Source organism: Fructobacillus sp. CRL 2054 (assembly GCF_028764065.1).
Classification (GTDB): Bacteria; Bacillota; Bacilli; order Lactobacillales; family Lactobacillaceae; genus Fructobacillus.
Genome location: NZ_JACOFN010000011.1, coordinates 45508 through 56416, shown reverse-complemented (window position 1 = coordinate 56416; position 10909 = coordinate 45508). Strand labels below are relative to the sequence as shown.

10 protein-coding genes are annotated in these 10909 nt (G+C 45.0%); 7 read left to right on the top strand and 3 right to left on the bottom strand.

The genetic code is table 11. The annotated features are described in order from the left end of the window. Positions 1-354: 354 nt before the first annotated feature. Positions 355-846: a hypothetical protein gene (locus H7198_RS05685; RefSeq protein ID WP_274458800.1), complete on the bottom strand. Its 492-nt coding sequence runs from the start codon at positions 844-846 to the stop codon at positions 355-357. Positions 847-1084: 238 nt separating this feature from the next. Here H7198_RS05685 and H7198_RS05680 point away from each other — a divergent pair, with 238 nt between their 5' ends. Together H7198_RS05680 and H7198_RS05675 are read left to right on the top strand one after the other, a co-directional pair. Next, positions 1085-1519 carry a DUF1440 domain-containing protein gene (locus H7198_RS05680; RefSeq protein ID WP_274458799.1) on the top strand — a complete coding sequence of 145 codons (435 nt, stop codon included), beginning with the start codon at positions 1085-1087 and terminating at the stop codon, positions 1517-1519. 201 nt (positions 1520-1720) lie between these two features. Then, complete coding sequence (locus H7198_RS05675) at positions 1721-2041, top strand: helix-turn-helix domain-containing protein (RefSeq protein ID WP_091502936.1); 321 nt, start codon at positions 1721-1723, stop codon at positions 2039-2041. 59 nt (positions 2042-2100) lie between these two features. On the opposite strand, the gene H7198_RS05670 is transcribed toward H7198_RS05675, so the two are convergent. Beyond that, the gene (locus H7198_RS05670) at positions 2101-4071 is read right to left on the bottom strand and encodes an ABC transporter ATP-binding protein/permease (RefSeq protein WP_274458798.1); all 1971 of its coding nucleotides are present in this window, start codon (positions 4069-4071) and stop codon (positions 2101-2103) included. A 105-nt stretch (positions 4072-4176) separates the two neighbouring features. On the opposite strand from H7198_RS05670, the gene H7198_RS05665 reads away from it, so the two are divergent. The 3 genes from H7198_RS05665 to H7198_RS05655 all read left to right on the top strand — a co-directional run bounded on the left by H7198_RS05665 (position 4177) and on the right by H7198_RS05655 (position 6273). Then, complete coding sequence (locus H7198_RS05665; RefSeq protein ID WP_274458797.1) at positions 4177-4767, top strand: TetR/AcrR family transcriptional regulator; 591 nt, start codon at positions 4177-4179, stop codon at positions 4765-4767. Positions 4768-4884: 117 nt separating this feature from the next. Continuing rightward, a complete protein-coding gene (locus H7198_RS05660) occupies positions 4885-5571 on the top strand; it encodes an HD domain-containing protein (RefSeq protein ID WP_274458796.1) in 687 nt (228 codons plus the stop codon). A 126-nt stretch (positions 5572-5697) separates the two neighbouring features. Beyond that, positions 5698-6273 (top strand): cadmium resistance transporter, encoded by a 576-nt coding sequence (locus H7198_RS05655; RefSeq protein ID WP_274458795.1) that lies wholly within the window; start codon positions 5698-5700, stop codon positions 6271-6273. A gap of 62 nt (positions 6274-6335) precedes the next feature. On the opposite strand, the gene zwf is transcribed toward H7198_RS05655, so the two are convergent. Next, complete coding sequence (gene zwf, locus H7198_RS05650; RefSeq protein WP_274458794.1) at positions 6336-7802, bottom strand: glucose-6-phosphate dehydrogenase; 1467 nt, start codon at positions 7800-7802, stop codon at positions 6336-6338. Positions 7803-8053: 251 nt separating this feature from the next. On the opposite strand from zwf, the gene H7198_RS05645 reads away from it, so the two are divergent. Then, positions 8054-9283 carry an MFS transporter gene (locus H7198_RS05645; RefSeq protein WP_274458793.1) on the top strand — a complete coding sequence of 410 codons (1230 nt, stop codon included), beginning with the start codon at positions 8054-8056 and terminating at the stop codon, positions 9281-9283. A 76-nt stretch (positions 9284-9359) separates the two neighbouring features. Continuing rightward, positions 9360-10733: a Na+/H+ antiporter NhaC family protein gene (locus H7198_RS05640; protein ID WP_274458792.1), complete on the top strand. Its 1374-nt coding sequence runs from the start codon at positions 9360-9362 to the stop codon at positions 10731-10733. Positions 10734-10909 lie beyond the last annotated feature (176 nt).

Below are 10909 nucleotides of genomic sequence, written 5' to 3'. Positions count from 1 at the left end.
AATGGCATCTTTGAATTCCTGTGAGTAACGTGGCCTTTTAGTCATGTGCTGATTTCCTTTTTAGTCTTGGGATAATTATACAGTGGACGATGCATAAAATCTGTCCATTTTATCAGCATACGAGCAGATGGCTATACTTTCAGTAACCAATATGCAAATGATTATGGATTGAGATTAAAGACTACAAACTCATGGAAGAATGGTTCTTATGATTCTGCGGCAACCTTTAACTATACATTGGTTACAGGCCCAAGTAGTTGATTCCAATAAATAGTGTTAAAAAAGAAGAGTTGATTCGTATGAATTAGCTCTTCTTTTTATTGCAAAAAAAGAAGCCGCGCGGCTTCTTTCCTTTTACTTCTTCTTTTTGCGTGACCACCAATGCTTCTTTTGGTCTTCTTCCATTTCGATTCGTTGGACACGGGATGTGACCTTGTCGAGTTGGGAGAGGGTAGCCAATTGAAGGTGCTGTTGTTGGTCGACCGTTGTTTGAGTTTTTTCGAGGTTGCTTTCAGCCTTTGAGAGAGTGGCCTTAAGAGTATCAATGTGCTCTTGGCGATCTTCAAGCTGCTGATCCTTGTAGCCGAGTTGTGACTCAAGCATTTGGAGCTTCATCTTGAGGACTTCGACTTCTGCTTCGGTTTCGGCGTTAAGGGAACCAAGGTAGGCGTCCTTAGAAGGCTTGAGGGCTGCTAGGTCCTCTTCTGTATAGGTACCGTTCAAATCGATACCACGCAATTTGGCACGGTGGAAAAGGGTTTCCCGCTCGATGCCTAAGTAGAGTAGTAGTTCAGCGGTTGAACTGAATGTGTAGTAATCAATCATATTTTCGCGTTTGACTTTCAAAAGAAAAACCTCCATTTGAATGCAGTGACTCTTCGTCCGTCTGCGATTGAAATTAACTGTATTTGGTCATATTAAGATACTAGATAAATAACCTTTCAATGTCCTATTATACCAAAAAGTCAATAATACTGGGCTTCCTCGTTGATTCTTTAGACTTTAGCAAGAAAATAGCGGCCTGTCTTTTGATTAGAATGAGTGTAGTGTTATCATAAAAGAAGTGAATTAAAGGAGATTAGATATGCTTGCGACAATTCTATTGAATGCCCTTTGGGTTGGACTACTCGGTGGTATTTTAGCCTCGCTCGTCCGAATTGGTTGGCAGCAGGTCTTCAAAAGTGAGAAAACAACAAAGGTGGAAGCGCTATCAATTGGTGGTGGTATCTTCGTTGATTTCGGCCAGGGTCTCTTCATTTTGATTTCCGTTGTCTTGAGCATCTCCTTTGTGGTTTGGGCAAACTATGACTCTGCTATTACGCAAGGGTCAGGGACGTTCTTCGGGCTTCTCGTTTGGGCCGTCTTGGAACAGGGTGTGAAGGGATTGATGCGTCAGCGACCATTCTTCTGGCACTTGCCATGGCAACGTACCATTGTTGAAATCATTGGCTACCTCTTCTGGGGCTGGGCCATCTACTTGGTTGCGATTGGTTTTCCAATTTCTGGTGTATACTTCTAAATTTTTATTTTGGTCGGCAGAGATGCTGGCCTTTTTTATACTCTTTTTGGGCTTTTGTATAGCCATTATGAACCTTAGGAATAAGAGGCCTTTTAGGTCTCTTTTGTACTTCTAAAGGGGACTATGACTGGTTATAATATGGGCAAGACAGTAGGAGAAAGGAAATCGAAGCAAGCAACCATTTAGAAGGAGGAGAGAAAAATGGTTCTTGCACATCCCACAGCAATTGAGCATTTTGACCACAAGTGGATGGAAACTGCCCTCCGCCAGCAAGTTCAAGAAGAGCTGGCTAACCGGCTGAAGAAGTCCCGCTTGATGCACGGCTACTCGCAGGCACAAGTTGCGGCTAGCCTTCATTTGTCCCAATCGGCCATCTCGAAGTATGAGTCGGGTCAGGTACTACCAGACCTTTTGGTGATTCTGACCTTCTGCCATCTATATGGGAATGATTTGGCAGCATTCTTCGATTGTCCCTTCTTCCGAGATTACTTGGAAGGATTGCCACCGGCTGATGTTGGATAAAAGAAAAGCCGTACGCGAAGTAATTCACGTACGACTTTTTAATTGTATTGATTTACCGCTTAGTCAGCTGACAAAGCATCAATTGGGTTGAGCTTTGCGGCGCGACGTGCAGGAAGTAGTGCGGCAAGCAAAGAAATCAAAAGTGCAAGAATGAAGGCAGTGATAACGTTGCCAACAGAAATTTGAACGAAGGCGTAATCAGCGATATTCTTCAAACCAGCGTTAATTGCTGCCTCGGCGAGGTAGGCAATACCTGTTGCAACAGTGGCAGAAAGAATACCAGTGATAAGTGATTCTGAAACGAAGAGCCACTTAACGTCACGCTTTGATTCACCCAAGGCACGGAGAATACCGATTTCTTTGGTACGGGCAGCAACTGACATGAACATCGTCACGATGATCATCAAAGCTGAAACAACCAGTGAGATACCGGCGATGGTAGCAAGAATCGTTGTGACCAAGTTGACGTAAGTCTGGATGGTGTTGATGGTGCTTTGAATTGTTGATGTCTTGTAAAGACGAGTTTGACCGTCCTTGATCTTATCAATGGCCTTAGCAGTGCTTTCAACGTTGTCCAAGTCATCAACCTTCACAGAGATACCGCTAGGGTCAGTGCTTACACCAGCTGCTTGCATGGACTTTTGTAACGTCGTTGTGTTAACGGCGTTTACTTGATAGCCCTTGCTGTCGGTGTGACCAATACCAGAAACAGTGGCCGTGAAGGTAACCGTTACCGGTTGTTTCTGGCTGTTTTGGGTATCGTAGCTAACCGTAACTTGCTTACCAATGAGATCCTTGTAGTTGTTCTTGTTGAACTTTTCAGCAACAGCTGACTGGTCCAAAAGAATTTCACCTTCCTTGGTAGGGGCGTGACCAGCCTTAACTGAATCGTTTGAGTAAGTGGAAGTCCAGTTCATCATGGAGCGCATCTTTACGTTTTGGTTGTTGTATGAAACGTTGACGTTGCTTGCGCTGAGCGAAGGCTCCACCTTTGAGACGTGCTTTTGCTTCTTAATTTGCTCAAGCTGTGCACTGGTAAAGGCGGGTGTTTCCGTATCGGACATCATGGATGACATGGAATCATCGTCATCGTCTTCTTTGACGTAGCGACTAACCGACATAACTTGTGGGTTGGCAACCTTCGTGATTTGGCTAGACATGTAGCCAGACACACCGTTTCCAAGGCCAGAGAAGAGAATCACCGCGAATAGCCCAATTGAAGTTCCTAGAATAATCAAGGAGTTGTGGCCTAGGTTGTACTTGAAGTGCTTAGCAGCGTTCTTCAATGAAGCCATACGAGGCAATGGACGGGACTGAATCATTTCCTTATCAGTCTGCTTGAAGGCAGGCTTGATGCGTTCGTCCGATTCAATCTGACCATCGGCCAAGCGAACGATTCGGGTTCCAGCATCGGCAACGGCCTGTGAGTGGGTAACGGTAATAACCAGACGACCCTCAGCGGCAATCTCGTTCAACAGTTCCAAAACTTCCTTGGTGTTTTCAGAGTCCAAGGCTCCAGTTGGCTCATCGGCAATGATGACCTTAGGGTCAGAAGCTAGGGCACGTGCAATGGCCACACGTTGCTTCTGTCCACCTGAAAGCTGATTTGGGTACTTCTTCATCTGACCGTCAAGGCCGACCTTAGTCAGGAGTTCCTTGGCGCGGTTTTCTCGTTCCTTCTTTGACAAGGTAGTCATGTCCAAGGAAACGAGAACGTTGTCCATTACGGAAAGGTGGGAAATGAGGTTATAAGACTGGTAAATGTAGCCGATGGTTTCACGACGGTACTTATCGAGGGCCTTTTCCTTTTTGTGGTCGAGCTTTTGCCCGTTCACAAGAACCTGTCCGTCAAAGTTACGGTCCAAGCCACCAATGATGTTCATCAGCGTGGACTTACCACCACCGGATTCTCCTAGGATGGAAACAAAGTCCCCGAGGTCAAAGTTGAGGTCGATGCCCTTTAAGACAGGGAACTCTTGTGATCCCAAGAAGTAGGACTTATGAATGTCCTTTAATTCTAAAAATGACATGGTGCTTCCTTTCATTAACTTAAATATTCGTTGTGTATATTTAACCTTTTAATTCGTGAAAAGTCAAGTTATAATGATTTTATTAAACTCGCTGGGGTGCTTTGTATGAAAAGGGAAGAATTAAAGGAACAGAATCGTCGCCGTATTTTACAGGCGGCGACGGAGCTGATGATTCAACAAGGAATCGCTCATACAAGCATTAAAGAAGTGTCCGAAAAGTCTGGAATTTCTTTTGTGACCATGTATAAGTACTTTGATAGTAAAGAGGCGCTAACGGAAGAGGTTGTCTACGACTTTCAAAAGCAACACCTCGACCAGCTGTTGGAAGAAGTAACTAATAAAGATCTTTCCTTCAAAGAAATGATTCGAGTCTTTGAAAAGAATCAACAGGAGTTGGAAGAGCTGCTTGGACCGGAAGGCTTTGAAGAATTCCGGGTGTTTGGTCAGAAGTCGGAACGGATTTCTGTCTATTTCAAAGAGATGCAGCAACAGTTAGTGACGATGCTGATTATGGCGGGGCGGGTTTCCGGAGTTATTCATACAAAGGCCAGTAATCAATCAATCATGATGCTGGTTTCCTGGTTAATGGAGTACATTGAAAACCGACACGAAGAGTTGACGGAGAATCAGATGGCTGACTTGGAAACGCTCTTTATGTACGGTTTAGCAGGTAAAGACGAACATAAAAGAAAATAAAAAAATAAATGTTTGCTTTTTATTTAAATAATTGAAAAATAAACACTTGAACCATGGCTTTTTTTGCACTAAAATGAGAAAAACGATTTAGGCTTTGATTGAAGGGGAGAGGTTTACATGATTGATTTGGGTGCGATTCACGACTTTGCTCTAGCAACTTTGGGGGATGATACGTCAGGACATGATTTTTATCATGCCCAACGTGTTGCCGACTGGGCGGTGAAGTTCTTCGTTGAAGACCACGGCCAGGTGACGGCGGAGCAGGAAGCAATTATGCGTGCAGGTGGCCTACTGCACGATACGATTGATGATAAGGTTGTGGACGATGTGCCTGGCCAGATCAAGAAGGTGGAAAAGTTGCTGACAGATGCTGGCTTTTCCGCTGCAGAAAAAGATGATGTGATGGACACTATTCAGCATATGTCTTACTCGGCAAATTTGGTTCATCACTACGAGTTGTCTGAATTGGGTCAATATGTTCAAGATGCTGATCGAATTGAAACGCTCGGAGCCATTGCTATCGCTCGAACCTTTGCCTACGGTGGAGCAAAGGGTCATGTTCTGGCAGACCCAAAGGTTTTGCCTGTTAAGGACTTGAAGGATAAGGCCTCTTACCGTAACAACGATAACCCTTCAGTAAACCACTTCTATGAAAAAATCTTTAAGTTGCCAGCTCAGTTAAATACGCCGGCAGCACGAGTAGAAGGTGAAAAGCGTAAAGAATATATGAAGAACTTCTTGCGAACCTTAAATGAAGAAACTGGCCTATTAAATAATCCGGCTTTTGATTTGGATAAAGTTTAATTTGATAAGTTGAAGCAGTCGTAAGACTGCTTTTTTATTGCCTTAATTGACTTTGCTTTTATATATGATATTCTATTCATGTATTAAATATGATTTATTATTCATGCAATGTGAATGAGGGAATATATGAATATTTTAGTTTTAGCACTGACTTTTTTAGCGATTAACCTCGATTTCTTTATTATGATGCTTTTCTTATTGAAGAAGTATCCTTTTCGGTCGGTGCTCTTTGGCTTTATGGCGGCAACGATGCTGCTCATGGTGCTCTGCTTTATCGCAGGTCAGTTGCTGGAGAGCTTTTTGCCAGAATGGTTGCTTGGTGTATTAGGTATCATCCCAATCTATGTGGGTCTGAAAGGTGAAGATGAAGGTGAGGGGGATGTGCAGGCAAAGTCGCCCTTCTGGATTGTCTTTGGAACTTACCTATCGGTTTGTACCGGCTGTAATCTTTCTATTTTCTTACCGGTTTTATTGGGAAAAAGCTGGACGACTTTTGCTGTCAGCTTAGTTGTTATTGCGATTCTGACAGTCCTTGCTGTCTCCTTAATTAACTGGGTTGATCAAAAGAAGGTAGTGACTGACGTCATCGACCGCTTTGGTGAACAGTTAATGCGAATCTGTTATATCCTAATTGGTCTGTACGTTTTCTATGACTCCGGCTTCATTGCGCATCTTTACGAACTCATGGTTGGCCACCTTTAGAAGGACATAATAAAAAGCAGTAGTCCGATTGATTTCGGACTACTGCTTTTTTGATTGGATGATTATTCTTCGCCGTCGAATACCCAGGCGTCGCCGTTCTTGGCGAGAAGCTCATCGGCTTCCTTAGGTCCCATGGTATCTGATTCGTAAGTGAAGAGTGGTGCCTTGTCAGCTGCATAAACATCTGAAAGGGCGTCGGTAAACTTCCAGGCAGTTGCCACACCGTGCCAGTCGGCAAAGTTTGAACCGTTACCGTCCATGGCATCGTGGAGCATACGCTCGTAAGGTGCTGGCGTTTCGGCCTTTTCTTCCGCCGTAGGTGCCCAACCAAGGTTGATAACCTGTGTTGAGAAGTTATCGGCAACCTTCTTTGAGTTCAATGACATCGTAATCTTTTCGTCAGGGGAAACGACGATAGTCAAAACAGTTTCTTGAGGTTCTTGTTGACCACCAAACTTGAAGGCACCAGCCTTGAAGACAACGTCGATACGAGTGGTCTTCTTGCTCATGCGCTTTCCTGAACGGATGTAGAAAGGAACACCTTCCCAACGTGGCGTGTTGAATTGCAATTCACCAGCGATGTAAGTGTTAGTCTTTGAGTCCTTAGGAACATCAGGTTCGTCCGTGTAGGCCACGTGGTCTGCGTTTGTCTTGCTTGCACCGTATTGGGCGCGAACGAAGTAGCGGTTTACTTCCTCTTCGTTATAAATCTTCAAGGCTGAGAAGGCGGCGTTCTTGGCGTTACGGATTTCAGCGGCTGAGAAGTCCTTTGGTTCTTCCATGGCCAACCAACCGATGATTTGCATCGTGTGGTTTTGAATCATGTCCAAGAGGGCACCAGCTGTATCGTAGTAACCGGCACGTTCTTCAACACCAAGTGTTTCGGCCAAGGTAACTTGAACGTTCTTGATGTAGTCCTTGTTCCAGGCAGTGTTCAACATTGGGTTTCCAAAACGGAGAGGGGCAATGTTCATCACCATTTCCTTACCAAGGAAGTGATCAATACGGTAAACTTGGTCTTCGTTGAAGGCGGCCGTTAATTCGTTTTGCAACTGTTCGGCTGTCTTGTATGAAGTTCCGAAAGGCTTTTCAATCATGATACGGTTGTATCCTGTATCAGCCAAAAGTCCTTCAGACTTCAAGAATTGAGCAATTGTTCCAAAGAAGCGTGGGGCAACGGCTAAGTAGAAGATACGGTTTCCGGCAACGTCGAACTTATCTGAAGCCTTTTCGATTTCTTCCTTCAAACCAACGTATCCAGCAGCATCTGTTACATCAGAAGCGATGTATGAGAAGTGTTCCAAGAAAGCTTCAACTTGTTCCTTGTCTTGACCTTCTGAAACAGATGTACGGACCATGTCTTGGTATTCGGCGTCCGTCAAATCCTGACGGGCAGTACCAACGATGGCGAAGTTCTTAGCTAAATAGCCCTTCTTGTACAAGTTAAATACAGATGGGTAAAGCAGGCGCTTGGCAAGGTCACCAGTAGCACCGAAGAACGTAACTAAGGTTTTTAATTCATCAACCATTAAGATTCCCCTTTATCTCTTTTTTCTCTATCTTCTACATTATAAACGATACGACCTGAAAAATCAGTGACTAATGCTTAAAAAGTCAGAAAAATGAAAACGGTTACTTTGTTGTTAGATAAGCCTTAACCAAAATTCTTTCATTCTTGATGGACTGTCCCTGGTAAAATGGAAAGCGAATGATTTCTTCTCGTCGGCCTTTCTAAAAAGGGGCTATGCTATACTAATTAAAAATGCTGAAGGGGGCTAAGATGGTCGATAATCAGGCTAAAAAATTGAATGAAAAATGGTTACTGCTAGCCAATTTAGCTGCTAACACTGGTCATGCCATGATTTGGCCGGTGACAACCCTTCACATGACACTCTCTTTGGGACAGACGCTAACAACATCGGGGATTGTGCTCTTGGTGGCGGCCTTGATGAACATGCTGGGATCCTTCATTGCCGGTCAACTCTTTGACCGTTGGAAACCCTATCCTGCATTACTGATTGCAACTGCCATCGCTTTCTTGTCGGTTGGGACTTTGTTCTTCTTTAACGGTTGGCCGGTCTTTGCAATATTGATTTGGTCGACCTCAATCGGTTTGGGTTCTGTGACGACTTTGCTAAACGCTTATGCAACGACGGTTACGGGAAAAAACACCCGTGTGATTTTCAACAACATGTACATCGTGTTGAACGTTGGCGTGGTTTTGGGAACCTTGGTTGTTGGTTATCTCTTTGACTACGGCTTCTCGTGGTTGATGTTGATTGCCGCTACTTTGTACCTAACATTGGGTGTGGTTGTGGCCATCTTCTTCAACGTGGACACTAGTCCCATTAGCGAAGAAGTTCCTTTGGAAGAGGAAGAAGAGAACAAAACGGTTCTAGCTGATGACGTACCGGTTGAACCTGCCAAGGTGATTCAAGGTGAACGCCCAAAGCTAAAAATCACACCTCTCTTGGTTTGGATTGCTGCCTTTCTTTTATTAATGTATCTTTCTTACATGCTTTGGGAAACGGTCATGGCAACCTACATGCACCGGATTGGTATTTCAACGGCCCACTACGCTAACCTCTGGGTCTTGAATGGCATTACCATTATCGTCTTCCAGAAGATGATTTCGAACTGGGCGAACAAGCGGAACTATGCGATTTCTGTTATTGCCGGTGGTTTAATTTTCGCCTCGTCTTTCTTCCTGATGCTTTTTGTTAGCGAATTCTGGCAAATTGTGTTGGTTTTCGAATTGCTGACGGTTGGTGAAATGCTGGCTTCCCCTCAGGTGCCGGCCTGGGTTGCCCAGGTGACACCACGGGACGTCTCCGGTCAGGCGCAGGGATTTGTTGGGATGATGATTTCCATGGGGCGTATGCTCGGACCTGTTTATGGTGGAATCATGCTTGATCACGGCTGGTTTGCCGGACTCTTCCTCTCGGTTTTCGTAGGGATGGTTTTGGTTAATATTGGGCTTTTCGCCATTGCGAGAAGCAAGAAGGCTTAAAAGTTTGCACGAAAGAGCTTTAGTCGATATACTGATTTGCCACTGTAAAACTGGCGAATAACTATTGGATAAAAAAATGACAAAAACATTGAATCGTACATTTTCGACCATCCTACTCTTAGGGGTGGTCTTCATTTTGGCCGGGGGAATCATCGGCCTTGGATTAGCACCAATCGCACCGCTTCTGGTGGCCATTGCCTGGACTATTCTACTTGTCCGTTTGGCGGGTGTGACTTTTAAAGACTCACAGGCAGCCCTGATTAAGGGAATTGAAGCGGGAATTGCGCCGCTCTTTCTCTTCCTATTAATTGGTGCCATGATTGCCCTCTGGATTGGAACGGGTGTTATCCCAACGATGATCTGGTCGGGATTTAAGTTGATTAACCCCCAGTGGTTCTTGCCAACGGCCTTGTTGACATCGGCCTTGGTTGGAACCATGATTGGTTCGGCCTTCACGACTATGTCCACGGTTGGTGTGGCCTTGATGGGGATTGGGATTACCATCGGCTTTAACCCTGCCTTGGTTGCTGGAATCATTATTTCCGGTGCTATCTTCGGGGATAAGACCTCGCCTTTGTCTGATTCAACGAACTTAGCGGCGGCGGTCGCCGAGGTTGACCTTTTTGCCCACTTGAAGAACTTGATGTGGACGACGATTCCAGCCTTGCTGACAACCTTAGTTCTGGCCATTGCCTTTGGATTCACTGGTGGACATGCCGGTGATTTGTCAGCTAAGACAGCGGTGATGACGGATTTGATTACACCAACTTGGTGGGCGATTGTGCCGATTGCCTTGATCTTTATCACGGCGACTAAGAAGATTCCGGCCATTCCATCTTTGTTGATTAACGTGGTCGTTTGCTCGGCATACTACCTCTTCTCCGGTCATTCATTGACGGCTTGGTCGAATTTGGTAGTGAATGGTTACCATTCTTCATCCCACAACGCGACTTTGGTAGCTTTGTTAAACCGTGGGGGGATGGTTGCCATGATGGACACCATCATGTTGATTATGTTGGCACTTGGTTTGGGTGGCCTACTATCAAACTTGGGTATCCTTCGTGCCGTGATGAATCCTTTGGTTTCAAAGTTGAAGTCACAGCGTTCGCTGGTCTTCTCGACTTTGCTAACGGGAATTGCCACCAACTTCTTGGTTGGGGAACAGTACCTTTCAACCATGTTGCCAGGACAGCTCTTTAAGGAAGACTACAAGCGCTTCGGGTTGTCTCCGCTTGCTTTGTCACGGGCTATGGAAGATTCCGGGGCCATTGCCAACTACTTGGTTCCTTGGGGCGTGGCCGGTGCCTTTGCTAGCCAGACTTTGCACGTTTCTGTGTTGGCCTTTGTGCCATACACATTCTTGGCCTTGCTTTCACCAGTCTTCTCTTTGCTGTCAGCATTGACCGGAATTGGTTTGCGCCAGGCGTCAGAAGACGTGGAAGAAAAATAAATATTTTCTATAAAAGTCGACGAAAATCGCCGACTTTTTTCGTATCACGGGGCACAAGGGAAAGAAGTAAACGGTGGATATCTTAAGCCCTTGCTAAATCGTTAGAAATTTAGTATATTTAATAGACGTGAGTGCAGACTTGCACGCACTCCTTGCAACCAGCCGGTTGCCAGAGA